This window comes from Streptomyces sp. CA-249302, assembly GCF_050936785.1.
Lineage (GTDB): Bacteria > Actinomycetota > Actinomycetes > Streptomycetales > Streptomycetaceae > Streptomyces.
Genome location: NZ_JBNJMG010000001.1, coordinates 7,893,961 through 7,912,500, shown reverse-complemented (window position 1 = coordinate 7,912,500; position 18,540 = coordinate 7,893,961). Strand labels below are relative to the sequence as shown.

At 69.4% G+C, this 18,540-nt stretch carries 15 protein-coding genes and 3 pseudogenes (1 of these 18 only partly in view); 6 read left to right on the top strand and 12 right to left on the bottom strand.

The window, feature by feature from the left end; genetic code table 11:
- The 5 genes and pseudogenes from ACQEWB_RS35985 to ACQEWB_RS35965 all read right to left on the bottom strand — a co-directional run.
- Positions 1 to 903, bottom strand: the 5' portion of a protein-coding gene (locus tag ACQEWB_RS35985) for a ribonuclease J (protein ID WP_432838575.1). The gene continues 783 nt to the left of window position 1, outside the view; the window shows 903 of its 1,686 coding nt (coding positions 1-903); its start codon is at positions 901 to 903; the stop codon falls past the left edge of the window.
- 143 nt (positions 904 to 1,046) lie between these two features.
- Positions 1,047 to 1,946 (bottom strand): 4-hydroxy-tetrahydrodipicolinate synthase, encoded by a 900-nt coding sequence (dapA, locus tag ACQEWB_RS35980; protein ID WP_432838573.1) that lies wholly within the window; start codon positions 1,944 to 1,946, stop codon positions 1,047 to 1,049.
- A gap of 211 nt (positions 1,947 to 2,157) precedes the next feature.
- Positions 2,158 to 2,607, bottom strand: a pseudogene (gene thyX / locus ACQEWB_RS35975) (FAD-dependent thymidylate synthase); the annotation flags it as partial.
- 3 nt (positions 2,608 to 2,610) lie between these two features.
- A pseudogene (locus ACQEWB_RS35970) lies at positions 2,611 to 3,357 on the bottom strand (HNH endonuclease); the annotation flags it as partial.
- A gap of 159 nt (positions 3,358 to 3,516) precedes the next feature.
- Positions 3,517 to 3,807: pseudogene (locus ACQEWB_RS35965) on the bottom strand (FAD-dependent thymidylate synthase); the annotation flags it as partial.
- A 221-nt stretch (positions 3,808 to 4,028) separates the two neighbouring features.
- Between ACQEWB_RS35965 and ACQEWB_RS35960 the strand changes: the two are divergent.
- A complete protein-coding gene (locus ACQEWB_RS35960) occupies positions 4,029 to 4,265 on the top strand; it encodes a hypothetical protein (RefSeq protein ID WP_432838571.1) in 237 nt (78 codons plus the stop codon).
- A gap of 91 nt (positions 4,266 to 4,356) precedes the next feature.
- On the top strand, positions 4,357 to 4,911 hold the full coding sequence (locus tag ACQEWB_RS35955; RefSeq protein WP_432838569.1) for a PH domain-containing protein: 555 nt from the start codon (positions 4,357 to 4,359) through the stop codon (positions 4,909 to 4,911).
- Between the two features lie 17 nt (positions 4,912 to 4,928).
- Here the strand turns inward: ACQEWB_RS35955 and ACQEWB_RS35950 are convergent, their stop codons facing one another.
- From ACQEWB_RS35950 to eccD, 6 genes are all read right to left on the bottom strand, one after another.
- Positions 4,929 to 5,372 (bottom strand): hypothetical protein, encoded by a 444-nt coding sequence (locus ACQEWB_RS35950; protein WP_432838567.1) that lies wholly within the window; start codon positions 5,370 to 5,372, stop codon positions 4,929 to 4,931.
- A 7-nt stretch (positions 5,373 to 5,379) separates the two neighbouring features.
- Complete coding sequence (gene dapB / locus ACQEWB_RS35945; protein WP_432838565.1) at positions 5,380 to 6,132, bottom strand: 4-hydroxy-tetrahydrodipicolinate reductase; 753 nt, start codon at positions 6,130 to 6,132, stop codon at positions 5,380 to 5,382.
- A 40-nt stretch (positions 6,133 to 6,172) separates the two neighbouring features.
- Entirely contained in the window at positions 6,173 to 7,552 is a 1,380-nt protein-coding gene (locus ACQEWB_RS35940) for a M16 family metallopeptidase (RefSeq protein WP_432838563.1), read from the bottom strand.
- Complete coding sequence (locus ACQEWB_RS35935; protein ID WP_432838561.1) at positions 7,549 to 9,795, bottom strand: polyribonucleotide nucleotidyltransferase; 2,247 nt, start codon at positions 9,793 to 9,795, stop codon at positions 7,549 to 7,551. The genes ACQEWB_RS35940 and ACQEWB_RS35935 overlap by 4 nt, the downstream gene beginning before the upstream one ends.
- Before the next feature lie 300 nt (positions 9,796 to 10,095).
- Positions 10,096 to 10,383, bottom strand: coding sequence for a 30S ribosomal protein S15 (rpsO, locus tag ACQEWB_RS35930; protein ID WP_037741887.1), 288 nt, complete (start codon positions 10,381 to 10,383; stop codon positions 10,096 to 10,098).
- Positions 10,384 to 10,512: 129 nt separating this feature from the next.
- Positions 10,513 to 11,970, bottom strand: a complete 1,458-nt coding sequence (gene eccD / locus ACQEWB_RS35925; RefSeq protein ID WP_432838558.1) for a type VII secretion integral membrane protein EccD — start codon at positions 11,968 to 11,970, stop codon at positions 10,513 to 10,515.
- Positions 11,971 to 12,237: 267 nt separating this feature from the next.
- Between eccD and eccCa the strand changes: the two genes are divergently transcribed.
- From eccCa to ACQEWB_RS35910, 3 genes are all read left to right on the top strand, one after another.
- Positions 12,238 to 16,182 carry a type VII secretion protein EccCa gene (gene eccCa / locus ACQEWB_RS35920; RefSeq protein ID WP_432838556.1) on the top strand — a complete coding sequence of 1,315 codons (3,945 nt, stop codon included), beginning with the start codon at positions 12,238 to 12,240 and terminating at the stop codon, positions 16,180 to 16,182.
- Positions 16,183 to 16,322: 140 nt separating this feature from the next.
- Positions 16,323 to 16,706: a hypothetical protein gene (locus tag ACQEWB_RS35915; protein WP_432838554.1), complete on the top strand. Its 384-nt coding sequence runs from the start codon at positions 16,323 to 16,325 to the stop codon at positions 16,704 to 16,706.
- Between the two features lie 113 nt (positions 16,707 to 16,819).
- Positions 16,820 to 17,137, top strand: a complete 318-nt coding sequence (locus ACQEWB_RS35910; RefSeq protein WP_432838552.1) for a DUF397 domain-containing protein — start codon at positions 16,820 to 16,822, stop codon at positions 17,135 to 17,137.
- Positions 17,138 to 17,191: 54 nt separating this feature from the next.
- On the opposite strand, the gene ACQEWB_RS35905 is transcribed toward ACQEWB_RS35910, so the two are convergent.
- Positions 17,192 to 17,620, bottom strand: a complete 429-nt coding sequence (locus ACQEWB_RS35905; protein ID WP_432838550.1) for a hypothetical protein — start codon at positions 17,618 to 17,620, stop codon at positions 17,192 to 17,194.
- A 125-nt stretch (positions 17,621 to 17,745) separates the two neighbouring features.
- Here ACQEWB_RS35905 and ACQEWB_RS35900 point away from each other — a divergent pair, with 125 nt between their 5' ends.
- Positions 17,746 to 18,426, top strand: coding sequence for a hypothetical protein (locus ACQEWB_RS35900; RefSeq protein WP_432838548.1), 681 nt, complete (start codon positions 17,746 to 17,748; stop codon positions 18,424 to 18,426).
- Positions 18,427 to 18,540 lie beyond the last annotated feature (114 nt).

Genomic DNA, 18,540 nt, shown 5'->3' with positions numbered 1-18,540 from the left:
GCTGTCGGGGAGGTCGTCGAGCGTCTTCACGTCGACGACCAGGCCCGGCGGGACCTTGAGGTAGCCCAGGTCGCGTGCGATGCCCATGTTGCGGACCATCGAGCGGCCGACGAAGGCGACCCGGCGGCCGTACTCGTGGGCCGCGTCCAGGATCTGCTGGATGCGGTGCACGTGGCTGGCGAAGCTCGCCACGATGATCCGCTTGCGGGCGCTGGCGAACACCTGTCGAAGGACGTTCGAGATCTCGCGCTCGGGCGGGACGAAACCCGGGACCTCGGCGTTCGTCGAGTCGGCGAGGAGCAGGTCGATGCCCTCCTCGCTCAGCCGCGCGAACGCGTGCAGGTCCGTGAGGCGGTTGTCCAGCGGGAGCTGGTCCATCTTGAAGTCGCCCGTGTGGACGACCATGCCGGCCGGCGTGCGGATGGCCACCGCAAGGGCGTCCGGGATGGAGTGGTTGACCGCGACGAACTCGCAGTCGAAGGGGCCCACCCGCTCGCGGTTCCCCTCCGCCACCTCGAGGGTGTACGGGCGGATGCGGTGCTCCTGGAGCTTGGCCTCGATCAGGGCGAGGGTCAGCTTGGAGCCGATCAGCGGGATGTCCGGCTTCTCCCGGAGAAGGAAGGGGACGCCGCCGATGTGGTCCTCGTGGCCATGCGTCAGGACGATGCCCTCGATGTCGTCGAGGCGGTCCCGGATGGACGAGAAGTCGGGCAGGATCAGGTCGATTCCGGGCTGCTCCTCCTCGGGGAAGAGCACTCCGCAGTCGACGATCAGCAGACGGCCGCCGTACTCGAAGACCGTCATGTTCCGGCCGATCTCGCCGAGACCGCCGAGCGGGGTGACCCGCAGGCCGCCTTCGGGGAGCGGCGGGGGCGAGCCGAGTTCAGGATGCGGATGACTCAAAAGACTCTCCTCACCACGCACGCCACGTACCGGTGGGCACGTGGCGCGCGTGACGTTCGTGCGTTTAGCAGTTGTCATTGTGGGATGCAGGCACCGGTGGCCTGCCTATTCAGTTGTGAAGCCTGGTGGTGCCAAGTCTGGTGTTAGAGCTGTACCCCGCCCGCGGCAAGATCGATCTTGAGCTGCTCGATCTCTTCGGGTGAGCACTCGACCATGGGTGCGCGCAGCGGTCCGGCGGGCAGGCCCTGGAGGGCGAGAGCGGCCTTGGTGGTCATGACGCCCTGGGTGCGGAACATGCCCGTGTAGACCGGGAGCAGCTTCTGGTGGATCTCGGCCGCCTTCTGTACGTCGCCCGAGACGAACGCCTCGACGAGGGCGCGCAGGTCGGGCGTGACCACATGGCCGACGACCGAGACGAAGCCGACCGCGCCCACGGAGAGCAACGGCAGGTTCAGCATGTCGTCGCCGGAGTACCAGGCGAGGTCCGAGCGGGCGATCGCCCAGCTGGCGCGGCCGAGGTCGCCCTTGGCGTCCTTGTTGGCGACGATGCGCGGGTGCTCGGCGAGCCGGACCAGCGTCTCGGTGTTGATCGGGACGCCGCTGCGGCCGGGGATGTCGTAGAGCATGACCGGCAGCTCGGCGGCGTCGGCGACGGCCGTGAAGTGCCGGTACAGGCCCTCCTGCGGGGGCTTGTTGTAGTACGGCGTGACGACCAGGAGGCCGTGGGCGCCGACGCGCCGGGCCTCGCGGGCCAGCTCGATGCTGTGGTGGGTGTTGTTGGTGCCGACTCCGGCGACCACGTGGGCCCGGTCGCCGACCGCCTCCAGGACCGCCCGTACGAGATCCGATTTCTCCGCGTCGCTGGTGGTCGGGGACTCACCGGTGGTGCCGTTGATGATCAGGCCGTCGTTGCCTGCGTCCACCAGGTGGGTGGCGAGCCGCTGTGCGCCGTCGAGGTCGAGTGCGCCGTCCGCCGTGAACGGCGTGACCATGGCGGTGAGGACCCTCCCGAAGGGGGTCTGCGGAGTGGAGGTCGGAGCCATGGGTACCACGCTACTCGGTGCTCATTACGTGGTCTGCCCTCGGGGTGCGGGATAAGTCCGGACAAATGCGGAGCCCGGTACTGCCTGCTCGGGGGTTCAAGCAGTACCGGGTCCGTTTGATCAGGCTAGATGAACTTCGCCAAAGCCCGCAATTGGGACACCTCGCGAGGCTGACCCGTACATCTGTGCCCCGCCGGGGAACGAGGGTGCGTTACGGCGCCACTCGGCCGTTCGCATTGAAGGCCGCGTAGGTGAGCGGCATGAGCTTGGCCCACTCCGCCTCCATCTTCTCGCCGACCATCTCGATCTCCCGCTGCGGGAAGGAGGGCACCGCCGCCAGCTCGTGCTGGGTGCGCAGGCCGAGGAAGTGCATCAGCGAGCGTGCGTTGCAGGTGGCGTACATCGAGGAGAAGAGACCGACGGGCAGGACCGCACGGGCGACCTCGCGGGCGATGCCGGCGGCGAGCATCTCCTGGTAGCGCTCGTACGCCTGGACGTAGGACTCCTGCATCGAGCGCTCGACGATCTCCTGCTGGGCATCGCTGCCCGGCACGAACTCGTACCTGCCCGGGCGGCCCTGCTGGACGAGCTTGCGGTCCTCCCCCGGCACGTAGAAGACCGGTTGGAGCTCGCGGTAGCGGCCGGACTCCTCGTTGTACGAGTTGTGCACGACGATTCCGTTCGCGAGGAAGTTGTGCCAGGGGCCTTCCACGGACAGGTCGTACGTCATCTCCTCGCCGTCCGCCTCGATGGCGACGATCGAGTCCGGTACGGCCTTGGCCACCTTGCCGTCGCGCTGGGCCAGTGCCTGCTCCCCCGCGCTCTTGACGGCATGGCAGGGCTCGCAGGCGGGCGCGAGGTTCTTCTCGTCGAGCGCCTGTGTCAGGTCGCCCGCCACCGGGACGACGTGGTCCAGGGCGAGCTGCTCCCGGGCGAAGTCGTGCCCGCAGAGGTGGCAGGTGTCGGTCTCCTCGATCAGCCGTTCGCGCTGCATCGCGGTCCACACACCGATACCGCGTCGCAGGCTCGGCGGGACCGGCGCCTGTGGCAGGCCGGGGGCCGTGTCCGCCACCATCACGGCGTCGCCGACCGTCAGTTCGCCCGCCTTGCACCAGCCTTCGGGAGTGAACACGGCGTGGTCGACGGTGCAGCGAAGAGTCCTGCCCGAGCCGGTCGTGATCTTGATCAGCGGCTTCACACCCGACTCGATCACGTCGACGATGCCTGCCCGCTGGGCGAGCAGGGTCTCCTCGTCGTAGCAACGGACATGGCTGCCACGCACCGATTCCAGCTTGCGGAGCCTGGTGCTGGGATGCTGCTCCCGGAACTCGGCGACGGCGGACTCGGCCGCCTCGCGGTTCTCGTACAGCCCGAGGTGGTGGTTGGTGTCGCCGCGCCGCACCTGGGCCATCCACTTGCCCGCCCGGCTGTGCCAGGTCACGCCCCCGGCCGAGTGCGGCAGACGGTCCTCGACGCCCAGGTGCCAGAGCTCGTGGAGCTCGGCAATGGTGCGTCGCCGCAGCTGACCGGCCTCGCTCTCCAGGGTGATCTCCGTGTCTCCCGCGATGCACCAGCCCACGCGGTGTCGCATGAACTCGCGGAAGACGAAGATCGGGGCGCTGATGAAGAAGGTCATCGAGTTGTGCTCGAAGGGGCTGCCGTGGCGATCCCGCATCAGGTAGTTGATGAGGCCCTTGGAACGCTCGGGGTCCTTCTGAAGCTCCTCCAGGGACTGCTCGCCGGCGGTGGAGACGCGGGCGGCCCACAGCACGTCGGAGTCGGCCGCGCTGTGCTTGACCAGCTCGACGGTTACGTCGCTGCGGAAGCTGGGCTTGAGGTCGTCGGCGGGGGTGTCGGTCACGGCTCGGCGGGTCCTTCCATCACTTCTGGCGGGCGGCGCCCACTCTACGGGTCGGCACTGACAACGGGGCGTTCGGTGCCGGGTCGCGACATACGGCGGCGAATTTCTGTGAATTCGGCGAAACCGGGCACCTATTGGGGCACTCGACCGTCTGTGTAGATGACAGTCACTCGTTCGACTCCCGCAGTTCCAGACCTTGATCCAGAAGGAGACACACCCCCATGTTCCGTCGGCGCGAACCAGTTCCGTTCGCCTTCCTCGCCGAAGCCGACAGGTTCCGCAGCAATGTCGGTCCGCCGACCCGGGAGCGGGCGTCCGCCGGTCAGATGGCCGGGCGCTGGCTGCTCGGGCTGACCATCGTCGCCGGGCTCGTCGGGTCCCTGGTCCTCGGGATGCCGGCGCTCTCCACGGACACCGGCACACCGGCTCAGCAATCACAGGCGTCCCAGGGGCACTGACTCCATCCGGCCCCCCTAGGGTGGTGAGCCGGGACAGGGGCGGATAGCCTCACCGGGCACAGCCCACGCATGGATTGAGTGAGGACCAGCCGTGCCCCTGCCCTTCCTGACGGCCGACCGGGCCATCGAGACAGCCGACGATCTCGCGCTGCCCTTCGACGACCGGGACCGCTGGCGGCGTCCCTACCGTCCCGGGCCGTGGCGCGTGGGCGTGGCGGCGTTGTGCCTGCTGCTCGCCTCGTTCGTGCTGTTCGCCGCGGTCGTCATCGCGGCCACCGCCTCGATGTCCGAGGCCGGCGCGATCCTCGGCATCGCGCTGGCCGTGATCGTGTGCTCCCTGCGCTTGCTGCGCGTCGGCGTCTGGGTGAGCGCGCGGGGTCTGCGCCGCGTCGGCTTCTTCGGGACGCGCACGACGTCCTGGGAGCAGATCGTCGCCGTGCGCACGGTGCAGCAGCCGGTGCGCTGGCTCGGGCTGCCGCGGACCGTGCAGGGACAGGCGCTGATCCTCGTACGCAAGGACCGTGGCGGACAGGACGCGCCGGTGCTGCTGACGACGCACAACGCCGACTTCCTTGCCCGGCCGGGGTCGTTCGACCGGGCCGCGGACACGGTCGAGGCGTGGTTCGCGGAGAACCGGCGGGCCTGACCCAGAGAACGGAAGTCTCAGCGAGCGGACTGGTGCAGGGCGATCGCCCGCTGCATCGCCTTCCGGGCCCGTGGGGTGTCGCGGGCATCGTGGTAGGCGACGGCCAGGCGGAACCAGCTGCGCCAGTCGTCGGGGGCCGCCTCCGTCTCGGCCTTGCGCCTGGCGAAGACCTCGTCGGCCGAGTCGCGGTCGATGCGGCCGCCCGGCGTGCGCTTCAACTCGTCGACGGGGAGCCCGCCTTCGGCGTCCAGCGCGGCGGCGAGGGCGTTGGCCCGGCGGACGAACTGGGTGTTCTTCCACAGGAACCACAGGCCGATGACCGGCAGGATCAGCACCGCCACCCCGAAGGTGACGGTGACGATCGTGCCGGACTGGATGAGCATGACGCCGCGGCTGCCGACCAGGACGAAGTAGAAGACCAGGACGGCGGCGGTTATGGCGTAGGTCAGCTTGGCTCGCATGGTGGTGTCAGCCCAGGTCCAGGAAGTGTTCCAGGCCGAAGGTGAGGCCCGGGGTGGTCACCACGCGGCGCGCGCCGAGCAGGATGCCCGGCATGAAGCTGCTGTGGTGGAGCGAGTCGTGGCGGATGGTGAGCGTCTCGCCCTCACCGCCCAGCAGGACCTCCTGATGGGCCAGCAGACCGCGCAGCCGGACGGAGTGGACGGGGATGCCGTCGACGTCCGCGCCCCGCGCGCCGTCCAGGGCCGTCTCGGTGGCGTCCGGCGCCTCCGCGGTACCCGCCGCGGCCCGGGCCGCGGCGATGAGCTGGGCCGTGCGGGTGGCCGTACCGCTCGGGGCGTCGACCTTCTTCGGGTGGTGCAGTTCGACGACCTCCACCGACTCGAAGTAGGGGGCGGCGATCTGCGCGAACTTCATGTTCAGGACGGCCCCGATGGAGAAGTTGGGCGCGATGAGCACGCCGGTCTCCGGGGACCTGGCCAGCCAGTCGTTCAGCTGCGCGAGGCGCTCGTCGGTCCAGCCCGTCGTACCGACGACGGCATGGATGCCGTGGCCGACGCAGTAGTCGAGGTTGGCCATCACCGAGTCGGGCGTGGTCAGTTCGACCGCGACCTGGGCGCCGGTCTCGGCGAGGCTCTCCAGCTTGTCGCCCCGGCCGAGGGCGGCGACCAGCTCCATGTCCTCGGCGGCCTCCACGGCCCGCACCGCCTCGGAGCCGATCCGGCCCTTGGCACCGAGGACCGCCACGCGCAGCTTGCTCATCTCTTGCTTCCTTAAAGACGCTTACCGAAGACGGACAGGGTCAGGCGACGGCCTCGTGCAGCCGGGAGGCCTGCTTGTCCTTGAGCGGGCCGATGACCGACAGCGAGGGCCGCTGTCCCAGGATGTCGTGGGCGACCGAGCGGACTTCGTCCGGGGTGACCGAGGCTATCCGGGCCAGCATGTCGTCGACCGACATCTGCTCGCCCCAGCACAGCTCGCTCTTGCCGATACGGTTCATCAGCGCACCGGTGTCCTCCAGGCCGAGGACGGTGGAGCCGCGCAACTGGCCGATGGCGCGGGCGATCTCGTCGTCGGACAGGCCGTGCCGGGCCACGTGGTCGAGTTCGTCACGGCAGATCTTCAGGACGTCGTGGACCTGCGAGGGCCGGCAGCCGGCGTACACGCCGAAGAGGCCGCAGTCGGCGAAGCCGGAGGTGTACGAGTACACGCTGTAGGCCAGGCCGCGCTTCTCCCGGACCTCCTGGAACAGGCGGGAGGACATGCCGCCCCCGAGGGCCGTGTTCAGCACCCCGAGCGCCCAGCGGCGGTCGTCGGTGCGGGCCAGGCCGGGCATGCCGAGGACGACGTGCGCCTGCTCGGTCTTGCGGCCGAGGAGCTCCACGCGGCCCGCGGTGCGCAGTGCGCGCCTGCCGTCGCGCGGGGCGATGGGCTCGGCGTCGGACTTCTTGAGGGCGCCCGCCTTCTCGAAGGCCGCGCGGACCTGTCGTACGACCTTGTTGTGGTCGATGTTGCCCGCGGCCGCGACCACGAGGTGCGTCGGGTCGTAGTGCTTCTTGTAGAAGCGGCGGATGCGGTCGGCGGTCAGGGCGTTGACCGTGTCGACCGTGCCGAGGACCGGGCGGCCGAGGGGGTTGTCGCCGAACATGGTGTGCGCGAACAGGTCGTGCACGCAGTCGCCCGGGTCGTCCTCGGTCATGGCGATCTCTTCGAGGATGGCGCCGCGCTCGACGTTGACGTCGTCCTCGAGGATGAGCGAGCCCGTCAGCATGTCGCAGACGACGTCCATGGCGAGCGGCAGGTCGGTGTCGAGCACGCGCGCGTAGTAGCACGTGTACTCCTTGGCCGTGAACGCGTTCATCTCGCCGCCGACCGCGTCGATCGCCGAGGAGATGTCCAGGGCGCTGCGCCTGGTCGTGCCCTTGAAGAGGAGGTGCTCCAGGTAGTGCGTGGCGCCGTTCAGGGACGGCGTCTCGTCGCGGGAGCCCACGTGCGCCCAGATGCCGAACGTGGCGGAGCGGACCGAGGGGAGGGTCTCGGTGACGATGCGCAGGCCGCCCGGGAGGGTGGTCTTGCGGACCGTGCCGATGCCGTTCTCGCCCTTGATCAGGGTTTGGGTACGGGCAACGGCCCGCGCCTCCGAAGAGGTGCGGGCCGTCGCCGTGGAGCTGCTCGACGTCACTTGTCGGTGTCGTCCTTCTTGCCCGCGGCGGAGCCGCTGTCGGATGCGGTCTCGGAGCCTTCTTCGCCCTCGATCACCGGGATCAGGGAGAGCTTGCCGCGGGAGTCGATCTCGGCGATCTCGACCTGGACCTTCTGGCCCACGCCGAGGACGTCCTCGACGTTCTCCACGCGCTTGCCGCCGGCGAGCTTGCGGATCTGCGAGATGTGCAGCAGACCGTCCTTGCCCGGGAGCAGCGACACGAACGCACCGAAGGTGGTGGTCTTGACGACCGTACCCAGGTAGCGCTCGCCGACCTCCGGCATGGTCGGGTTGGCGATGCCGTTGATCGTGGCGCGGGCGGCCTCGGCGGCCGGGCCGTCGGCGGCACCGATGTAGATGGTGCCGTCGTCCTCGATCGTGATCTCGGCGCCGGTGTCCTCCTGGATCTGGTTGATCATCTTGCCCTTGGGGCCGATGACCTCACCGATCTTGTCCACGGGGATCTTGACGGTGATGATCCGCGGGGCGTTCGGGGACATCTCGTCCGGCGTGTCGATCGCTTCCATCATCACGTCGAGGATGTGGAGGCGGGCGTCACGGGCCTGCTTCAGGGCGGCGCCCAGGACCGAGGCCGGGATGCCGTCCAGCTTGGTGTCCAGCTGGAGCGCGGTCACGAACTCCTTGGTGCCGGCGACCTTGAAGTCCATGTCACCGAAGGCGTCCTCCGCACCGAGGATGTCGGTGAGGGTGACGTAGTGCGTCTCGCCCTCGATCTCCTGGGAGATGAGGCCCATGGCGATACCGGCGACGGGGGCCTTCAGCGGCACACCGGCGTTCAGCAGCGACATGGTGGAGGCGCAGACCGAGCCCATGGACGTCGAGCCGTTCGAGCTCAGCGCCTCGGAGACCTGGCGGATCGCGTAGGGGAACTCCTCGCGCGTCGGCAGGACCGGGACGAGGGCGCGCTCGGCGAGGGCGCCGTGGCCGATCTCGCGGCGCTTCGGGGAGCCGACGCGGCCGGTCTCGCCGGTGGAGTACGGCGGGAAGTTGTAGTTGTGCATGTAGCGCTTGCGGGTCACCGGGGAGAGGGTGTCCAGCTGCTGCTCCATACGGAGCATGTTCAGGGTGGTGACGCCCAGGATCTGGGTCTCGCCACGCTCGAACACCGCGGAGCCGTGCACGCGCGGGATGGCCTCGACCTCGGCGGCGAGCGTACGGATGTCCGTCACGCCACGGCCGTCGATGCGCTTCTTCTCCTTGATGACACGCTCACGGACCAGGGTCTTGGTCAGCGAGCGGTACGCGGCGGAGATCTCCTTCTCGCGGCCCTCGAACTCCGGCAGGAGCTTCTCGGCGGCGAGCGCCTTGACGCGGTCCAGCTCGGACTCGCGCTCCTGCTTGCCGGCGATGGTCAGCGCGGAGGCGAGCTCCGGGCGGACGGCGGCGGTGAGCGCCTCCAGGACGTCGTCCTGGTAGTCGAGGAAGATCGGGAACTCGCCGGTCGGCTTGGCGGCCTTCGAGGCGAGGTCGGCCTGGGCCTTGCAGAGCACCTTGATGAAGGGCTTCGCGGCGTCCAGACCGGCGGCGACGACCTCCTCGGTCGGCGCCTCGGCGCCGCCCTTGACCAGCTGGATGGTCTTGTCGGTGGCCTCGGCCTCGACCATCATGATCGCGACGTCGCCGTCCTCCAGGACGCGACCGGCGACGACCATGTCGAAGACGGCGTCCTCGAGCTCGGTGTGCGTCGGGAAGGCGACCCACTGGCCGTTGATCAGCGCGACGCGGACGCCGCCGATCGGGCCGGAGAAGGGCAGACCGGCCAGCTGGGTGGACGCGGAGGCGGCGTTGATCGCCACGACGTCGTACAGGTGGTCGGGGTTGAGCGCCATGATCGTGGCGACGACCTGGATCTCGTTGCGCAGGCCCTTCTTGAAGGACGGGCGCAGCGGGCGGTCGATGAGGCGGCAGGTGAGGATCGCGTCCTCGGAGGGGCGGCCCTCACGGCGGAAGAAGCTGCCGGGGATCTTGCCGGCGGCGTACATCCGCTCCTCGACGTCCACCGTCAGGGGGAAGAAGTCGAGCTGGTCCTTGGGGTTCTTGGAGGCGGTGGTGGCCGACAGCACCATGGTGTCGTCGTCCAGGTACGCCACGGCGGAGCCGGCGGCCTGCTTGGCCAGGCGGCCCGTCTCGAAGCGGATGGTGCGGGTGCCGAAGGAGCCGTTGTCAATGACGGCCTCGGCGTAGTGGGTCTCGTTCTCCACTAGCGTTTTCTCCGTTACTTTCGTCTACATTTCGTCTTTTGTCCCGATCCGCCCGTGTGGCGGGGGGACGTACGCGGAGAAGCGCTCCGTCTGGTGCGGGCCGGTCTTCGATCGAAGCACCCGGGGTTCGCATCGCCCGGGGGCCACTACCGAGGACCGGCGGCGGCGAGGTGCACTTCTCCTCGTGATACTGCGTTGTGCTACCACACTACAAAGCGGGTGTGACACTGCGCACGTTTCCGCACGTACGCAAAGGGAGCGGCCCCCGATCGTTTCGGGAACCGCTCCCCTTCATGCGTCTTACTTCGCGCCCGCCGCACCGCGGCGGATGCCCAGGCGGTCGACCAGCGCACGGAAGCGCTGGATGTCCTTCTTGGCCAGGTACTGCAGCAGGCGGCGACGCTGACCGACCAGGATCAGCAGACCACGACGGGAGTGGTGGTCGTGCTTGTGGGTCTTGAGGTGCTCGGTCAGGTCGGAGATCCGACGGGAGAGCATGGCGACCTGGACCTCGGGGGAGCCGGTGTCGCCCTCCTTCTGGCCGAACTCGCTGATGATCTGCTTCTTCGTAGCGGCGTCGAGCGACACGCTTGCTCCTCGTAGTCTGTAAGTGGCCTCCGAGTGCCCCCGGTCTGTGTCTCGGGGGAGCTTCCGTTACTCGGGAGGCAGGGCCCGTCTGGGTGTGTACACAAACGGCCGTCACACAGAGTACCAGGCCTAGACCCCGCCCCGGACCTTGCCGTAGACGTCGAGGACGGCGAGGCAGACCGGCACCAGGGAGAGCAGGACCAGGGAGTCCGCGAGGTCGAGCATGCGGCCCCAGAACGGGGAGAGGCCCTTCTGGGGGACGATCAGGGCGATCGCGATCAGGAGCAGGACGCCGGCGCCGACCGAGGCGCCGAGCCACAGGGTGCGTACGTCGACCGGGCCGGAGTTGCCCTGGAGCAGGTCCATGATGACGGAGGCCGGCGGCGAGATCGCGAGGCCGAGGACCAGCAGCGCGAGGGTGACGACGCCGGCCACGAACAGGCAGGTGACCTGCGCGGTGTAGCGGAAGAGGCGGGCCCGCAGCATCGCGGCGAGGCCGGTGCACAGGGCGAGCAGCTGGGCCCAGCCGCTGTCGCTGAAGCCCAGCACCGCGCCGCCGGCGCCGACGACGACCGCGGCGCAGCCGCCGACCAGGCCGAGCAGCAGCTCGTGGCCGCGGCTGGTCTGGGCGACGATCCGCTGGACGTCGACGGCCTCGAGGTCGCCCTCCTGACCGTCACGACGGGCGCGGGCCAGCTCCTCGGGGTTGCGGAAGCCGATCGGCAGCTTGGCGAAGCGGGCGGACCAGCCGGGCAGGAAGCCGACGACCGCCAGGGCGACGACGGCGGTGCCGGCGGCGATCTCGCGCGGCGCCGCGTCGGTGAGGACCCCGCAGAACACGGCGAGGGTGCCGATCGCGGAGGCCAGCGCGGCGGCCACGAACGGGGCGTCGCCCTGCGGCAGCAGCATGATCAGTACGACGGAGAAGATGAGTACGGCGACACAGCCGACCAGGAACTGGATCCGGCCCGGCCCCTCGTGCGCGTCCTGCGGAATGACACCGGAGCCCGCGATGAGCGCGTGCGGCAGCGCCGAGATGCCCAGTGCCACGGCCGAGGCCCGGTCGTCGTACACCCGCGCGCGGATGCCGGCGAGGGCGGTCAGGGCGAGCGCGGTGATGCCGGCCAGGATGCCCTGGAGTCCGTGCATGTCGTGGCGGATCGGGTCGGCGAACCAGAACACGAAGCCGAGCATGACGAGCAGCAGCGAACCGGCGACCAGGCCGGCCACGCGCATCAGATTGTCGTTCCAGCTGCGAATGTCCTGTTTGACCGCGGCGGCGATCGCGTCCACGACGTCGTCGTGCACGGCCGGCGGCAGCGAGTCGGCGAAGGTGCGCAGCAGCAGCACCTCGCCGTCCCTGACCCGGTGTTCGAGCAGCGAGCGGCTCGCGTCGAGGACCTGGCCCTCGCGGGTCACCAGGTGGTATCCGGAGAGACTGGTGTCGGACTGGACGAGGCCCGAGAGCCGGATGATCTCAGGGAAGAGGTCCTGGATCGGAAGGTCCTCGGGCAGCGCGACATCGACTCGGCTGTCCGGCGCTGCGATGGTGATTCGGCAGAAACCTGTCGAAGTCCCCGTGCTCACCTGGTGTTCCCCCTGCTAGACAAGGCTGCTTCATGTAGTTCGTACGACGCGAGTCGCCACCCTATCCCCACCCGGACGGGCCACAGGGGCTCCCTCCCTCAATTCTCCCCGGACCCCCTCGGCATCTCCATCCTCCTGGCTCCCTCGCGCCCGGCGCGCATCAGTAGGATCGACGCTTACGCGGACGCCTACGCGATCGGAAACACGTCGCGGAACAACGGGGGCGTCGATGCCTGGACGTATCAATCACGAAGGATGAGTGCATCGGTGAGCGTCGTCATCATCAAACGGCCACCGCGGACAGCGCCCCCGGTGGTACCGGACGGCGAGGTCAGACTGGAGACGCCCCCCGAGATCCCTCGTGAGGGCGACGAGAGCATGCTGATGAACCTGCTGCCCATGATGGGCATGCTGGGTTCGGTCGGCTTCTTCTTCATGCCCAACCTGCCCTCGTACATGAGGGTGGTCGGCGGGCTGATGCTGGCCTCGACGCTGGCCATGGCCATCGCGCAGTACGCCAAGTCCCGGCAGGGCGGCGGCGCGGGGATGGCCCAGGACCGGCGCGACTACTTCCGCTATCTCGAACAGGTCCGCAAGGACGTCCACAAGACCGCGGAACTCCAGCGGCACAGCCAGCTGTTCCAGCACCCCGACCCGCAGCAGCTGTGGGCGGTGGCCGCGGACGGCAAGCGGCTGTGGGAACGGCGGCCGACGGACGCGGACTTCGCCTCCGTGCGGATCGGCCGCGGTGTGCAGCAGCTCAACACCCCGCTGGTCGCGCCGGACACGGCGCCCAAGGAGGAGCTGGAGCCGCTCACCGCCGCGGCCATGAAGGCCTTCCTCGACGCGCACGGCAGCCTCAACGACCTGCCGGTCTCCATCTCCTTGCGCGCCTTCTACCACGTGACGATCTGCGGCGACTCCGACACGGTGTACGGCAACGCCCGTTCCACCCTGTCCCAGTTGGCGACGCTGCACTCGCCCGAGGACCTGATGATCGCCGTGGTGGCGCACCCGTCGGCGGCGCCGGACTGGGACTGGATCAAGTGGCTGCCGCACAGCCAGCACCCCAAGTCCAAGGACGGAGCGGGCTCTTCGCGGCTCCTCTTCGACGACCTGGGTGAGCTGGAGGAGGCGCTCGCGACCCAGCTGGACGACCGGCCGCGCTGGAACCGGGACGCCAACCCCGTCTACGACCAGCCGCACCTCATCGTCGTCCTCGACGGCGGCACCGTACCGCCGGACTCCGAACTCGCCAGCGCCGAAGGCCTCCAGGGCGTCACCTTCCTGGAGATCGCGCCGGGCGAGCTGGAGGAGGAGCTGCGGGCCGGGCTCACGGCGTATGTGAAGCCGAACCGGATGCAGCTGTTCGTGGGCCACGAGTCCGCGTACAGCGGCAAGGCCGACGTGCTGAGCCCGGAGCAGGCCGAGTCCCTGTCCCGGCAGCTGGCCCCGTTCCGGGTCGGCTCGGCCGAAGAGGGCGAACCGCTGCTGTCCAACCTGGACTTCACCGACCTGATGGGCATCGGTGACGCCGGTTCGGTGGACGTCTCGCGCACCTGGCGGCCGCGCACGCTGCACGAGCGGCTGCGGGTGCCGATCGGTGTCGGCGAGAACGGCGAGCCGGTCATGCTCGACCTCAAGGAGGCCTCGCAGGAGGGCATGGGCCCGCACGGTCTGTGCGTCGGTGCGACGGGTTCCGGCAAGTCGGAGCTGCTGCGCACGCTCGTCCTCGGTCTCGCGGTCACGCACTCCTCGGAGACGCTGAACTTCATCCTCGCGGACTTCAAGGGCGGTGCGACCTTCGCGGGCATGGCGGACATGCCGCACACCGCGGCCGTCATCACCAACCTCGCCGACGACCTCACGCTGGTCGACCGTATGCGGGACGCGATCACCGGTGAGATGCAGCGCCGTCAGGAGCTGCTGCGCACGGCGGGTAACTACGCCAACCTGCACGACTACGAGAAGGCCCGGGCCGCCGGCGCCGCCCTCGAACCGATGGCCTCGCTGGTGATCGTGCTCGACGAGTTCTCCGAACTCCTCACCGCCAAGCCGGACTTCATCGACATGTTCATCCAGATCGGCCGGATCGGCCGTTCGCTGGGTGTGCACCTGCTGCTCGCCTCGCAGCGCCTGGAGGAGGGCAAGCTGCGCGGCCTGGACACGTATCTCTCGTACCGGATCGGTCTGCGCACCTTCTCCGCCGCCGAGTCACGGACGGCGATCGGTGTCCCGGACGCCTACCACCTGCCGTCGATCCCCGGTTCCGGGTATCTGCGGTACGACACCGACACCATGGTCCGCTTCAAGGCGGCGTACGTGTCGGGGGCGTACCACGGCGAGGGCCCGTCCCGGGTCAACCGCTCGACCCAGCTGCGGCCCGCGCTGTTCACGGCCGGGCATGTGGCGCTGCCGCCGCAGCCGGTGATCGAGGAGCCGGAGGCCGACAACCGGATCGACGACGCGCTCGCCGACACCGTCCTCGACGTCATCGTCGGCAAGATGGTCAACCAGGGTCCGCCCGCCCACCAGGTGTGGCTGGCCCCGCTGGAGGAGGCGCCCTCGCTGGAGCAGCTGCTCCCGCAGCTCGCCGTCACCCCGGACCGCGGCCTCACCGCGCCCGACTACACGGCGCTCGGCCGGCTCAACGTGCCGGTCGGTCTGGTGGACAAGCCGTTCGAGCAGCGGCGTGACGTGCTGTACCGGGACTTCTCGGGCGGCGCCGGTCACGGTCTGTTCGTCGGTGGTCCGCAGTCCGGCAAGTCGACGCTGCTGCGTTCCCTGGTCTCGTCGTTCGCGCTCACCCACACTCCGTCCGAAGTGCAGTTCTACTGCCTGGACTTCGGCGGTGGCGGTCTGATCGCGATGGAGGAGCTGGCGCACGTCGGCGGGGTCGCCAACCGGCTCGACGCGGAGAAGGTACGGCGCACGGTCAGCGAGGTCGAGGGCATCCTCAACGCGCGCGAGGAGTACTTCCGTACCAACAACATCGACTCCGTGCAGACCTACCGTCAGCGCCGGAACGCGGGGCAACTGCCCGACCAGCCCTGGGGTGACGTCTTCCTCGTCATCGACGGCTGGGCGACCTTCAAGACGGACTACGAGCTGCTGGAGTCGACGGTCACGGAGATCGCGACGCGCGGCCTCGGCTTCGGTGTGCACGTGGTCCTGACGGCGAGCCGCTACACCGAGGTGCGGCCCGCGCTCAAGGACATGCTGCAGAACCGCATCGAGCTCCGGCTCGGCGACCCGACGGAGTCGGAGATCGACCGCAAGGTCGCGCAGAACGTGCCGGCGGGGGTGTCGGGCCGCGGTCTGACCCAGGACAAGCTGCACTTCATGACCGCGCTGCCCCGGGTCGACGGCTCCTCGACGACCGAGGACCTGTCCGAGGCGACGTCGATCCTGGTCCGCGGCATCAACGACAACTGGCAGGGCAGCCATGCCCCGGCGGTACGTCTGCTGCCGACGATGCTCTCCTCCGACCGGCTGCCCAAGGGCTTCGAGCACCCGGAGCGCGGTGTGGCGATCGGCATCGACGAGTCCTCGCTCGCGCCGGTCTTCGTCGACTTCGAGACGGACCCGCACTTCATCGTGTTCGGTGAGAGCGAGTCCGGTAAGTCGGCGATGCTGCGGCTGCTGATCAAGCAGATCTGCGAGCGTTACACGCCGGAGCAGGCGAAGATCGTCATGGGTGACTACCGACGCGCCCACCTGGAGGGCGTGCCGGACTCGCACCTGTCGCGCTACTGCGCCTCGGCGCCCGCCCTGTCGGAGACGCTGGAGGGCCTGGCCGGCTCGCTCGGCCGCCGGATGCCAGGCCCGGACGTCACGCCCGAGCAGCTGCGCAACCGCAGCTGGTACAGCAGCCCGGACGCGTTCGTCATCGTCGACGACTACGACCTGGTGGCGACCGGCGTGAACCCGCTGTCCCCGCTCCTTGAGTACCTGCCCTTCGCGCGGGACGTCGGCCTGCGCGTCATCATCGCGCGCTCCTCGGGCGGAGCCAGCCGGTCGCTGTACGAGCCGGTGATGCAGCGCCTGCGCGAGCTCGGCGCCCAGGGTGTCGTGCTCTCCGGCGACCGCTCGGAGGGACAGCTGCTCGGCAGCATCACGGCGACCCAACTGCCGCCCGGGCGTGGGTACTTCCACACGCGCCGGCGCGGTGGGCAGCTCATCCAGACGGGTTGGCTGCCGGCCCGCTTCTGAGCGGCGACGGCTGCACGCGCAGGGGGCGGTACCCGCACGGGTGCCGCCCCCTTGTGTCGGTGGCGGCGGCTATGGTGGCGTTGCGAGAGGAAATTCGAGCCAAGGACGAGCCACGGGGGGCAGTTGTGTCGTCTGACTACATGGATTCCGATCCCAAGGTCCTCAAGACCGAGGGCTTCAACATGTTCACGGTCGGCCAGGACTTCGCCAAGGCCGTGAAGACACTCCAGACCGGCCTCGGCCAGCTCGAGGGCGGCCAGGGCGACACCCCGCCGTGGGGCGACGACGACATCGGCGAGAAGTTCGGTGTCGTCTACGAGGGTCTGCGCGACGGCATGTACCAGTCGATGGGCAGCCTGGCGGAGCGTCTCGCGGGGATGGGCATCGCGTTCACGAAGATGGGCATCGCCCACGAGGAGAACGAGGCGAAGCAGGACGAGATCTGGAAGCAGACGACCGCCGAGTACGACGGTCAGGTCCAGATCCCGACGGGCGTGCACCACCTGCGCCGCCAGCAGACCTGAGGTCGGGGCGGCGGCAACTCCCCGGAACCTTTCCCTTCCGCAGCGTGAGCACCACGCGCGCAAGTAAGGTGTCGCACACACTTGGTTCGCACGTCAGGAAGAGGCCCAGCAGCATGACCGAGGCACGGGACAACGAGGTCGGGACTCAGGCCGAGGACGTCAAGGCCCGCAAGGAGCGCGAGCGGGACGAGCTGTACGCCCTCGACATCTCCGGCGTCGAATGGCACTGCGCCCCCGGCACCGAGGACGAGGAGGAGCGCGTCGAGATCGCCTACCTCCCCGAGGGCGCGGTGGCCATGCGCTCCTCCCTCGACCCCGACACCGTGCTGCGCTACACCGAGGCGGAGTGGCGGGCGTTCGTACTGGGCGCCCGGGACGGGGAGTTCGACCTGGAGCCCACGGTGCGGAACGGTGGGGTGGCGGCCGAGTAGTACGTGTCCGACGCACCTGTGACGCGTCAGTAGAGCGACGTCAGAAAAGCGACGTCAGTAGAGCGAGAAGCCGCCGCTGTGCCGGCCCTGGTCCTTCCGGCCGGGCTGGATGGGGCGGCTCTCCTCCCGCCTCGGCTCGGGTCGGCCCGAGCCCGCATCGCCCGTCTCCAGCGGCTCGCCGTGCCTGATGCGGTCGCGGTCCTCCTCGGGGAGGGACTCCCACTGGCCGCGCAGGTTCGCCATGCCGCTGCCCAGGGCGCGGGCGACGGCGGGGTCGTCCAGGGAGTCGCGCAGGGCGAGGCGGCCGGAGAGGAGTCTCTTCGCCGCCTCCTGGAGGTCCTTGCCGGCGGCGTCGGTCTCCGTCAGCTTGCGCAGGGCGCCGTTCAGGGAGCGGATCTGCTCCGGTTCGAGGGCCTCGTCCAGGACCCCGCGGTCGGATGAAGTGCCTTGCGGGTTCGGTGAGTTCTCCGGCTGACTGGTCATGTCGCTTCTCCTCCTGCGCCTCGCCGACCGGCGGCTCGGCTCCCTCTCGGCACCCGCAGTATCTCCCGTAACGCCGGGGTGCCATGCTGACACCCACCCGCCGAAGAGGAGAAGACCTCACTGCCATGGCTCAGACACAGGGCACGGGAAGTCAGGGCGCAGGAACTCACGGCGCAGGAAAGGGCGGCGGCTCGTCCGCCGACGGCTTCGTCGGCAGGGTCCTCGGGCGGCTCGGGCGCTGGGGCGGCCTGGTCTTCCTGCTCGCCGGGCTCGCGACGAGCGGGTGGGGTGGTTACGAGGGGGCGTACACCGTCGGCTGGGCGGGCACGCACGGCACGCTCACGGTGAAGCAGTGCGTGGACGACTCCTCCCTGAACAGCTCCCGCAACAGCCGCAAGAAGCGGCTCACCGTGCGCTGTGACGGCAGGTTCGCCTCCGCGGACGGCAGCAGCACGGACGCCAACGCGACCGTGCGGGTCAGGTCCGAGTACGCGTCGGGCACGGAGCTCTCGGTGCAGCAGGTCGACGCGCCGAGTTCGGCCACCGCGGCGGACGGCGACTACGTCCGCACCGACAAGCCCCGCGCCTGGCGCTTCTTCGCCGCGTTCTTCGGCGGCTGGGTCCTCACGGGGCTCGGCGTCTTCTGCCTCGCCACCGGGTACGCGCCGTTCGGCCGGAGCCGCGTCTCGTACGACGAGGCGTGGGAGGCGTCGGGCCGGGGAGCGACGCGCCCGGTCCTGATCGGGATGCTCGGGGTGGGTCTGCTGGGGGCCGGAGTGTCGTACCTGGTGAGCTACTTCGTCTGAAACGGATTTGTGACAGCAATCCTCTGAGGTTGGCTGGTGGGGATTCCGTAAACTTTGCGGGCGGCTGTACTCCTGTGTGATTTCCCTTGACCTACGAGGGAGTTGTACGGCCGT

Excerpts from the sequence above, each read along its gene's own strand:
- dapA (WP_432838573.1), bottom strand. The coding sequence starts at position 1,946 with ATGGCTCCGACCTCCACTCCGCAGACCCCCTTCGGGAGGGTCCTCACC.
- ACQEWB_RS35960 (WP_432838571.1), top strand. The coding sequence starts at position 4,029 with ATGTTCCGTCGGCGCGAACCAGTTCCGTTCGCCTTCCTCGCCGAAGCC.
- ACQEWB_RS35950 (WP_432838567.1), bottom strand. The coding sequence starts at position 5,372 with ATGCGAGCCAAGCTGACCTACGCCATAACCGCCGCCGTCCTGGTCTTC.
- dapB (WP_432838565.1), bottom strand. The coding sequence starts at position 6,132 with ATGAGCAAGCTGCGCGTGGCGGTCCTCGGTGCCAAGGGCCGGATCGGC.
- ACQEWB_RS35915 (WP_432838554.1), top strand. The coding sequence starts at position 16,323 with ATGGATTCCGATCCCAAGGTCCTCAAGACCGAGGGCTTCAACATGTTC.
- ACQEWB_RS35910 (WP_432838552.1), top strand. The coding sequence starts at position 16,820 with ATGACCGAGGCACGGGACAACGAGGTCGGGACTCAGGCCGAGGACGTC.
- ACQEWB_RS35905 (WP_432838550.1), bottom strand. The coding sequence starts at position 17,620 with ATGACCAGTCAGCCGGAGAACTCACCGAACCCGCAAGGCACTTCATCC.
- ACQEWB_RS35900 (WP_432838548.1), top strand. The coding sequence starts at position 17,746 with ATGGCTCAGACACAGGGCACGGGAAGTCAGGGCGCAGGAACTCACGGC.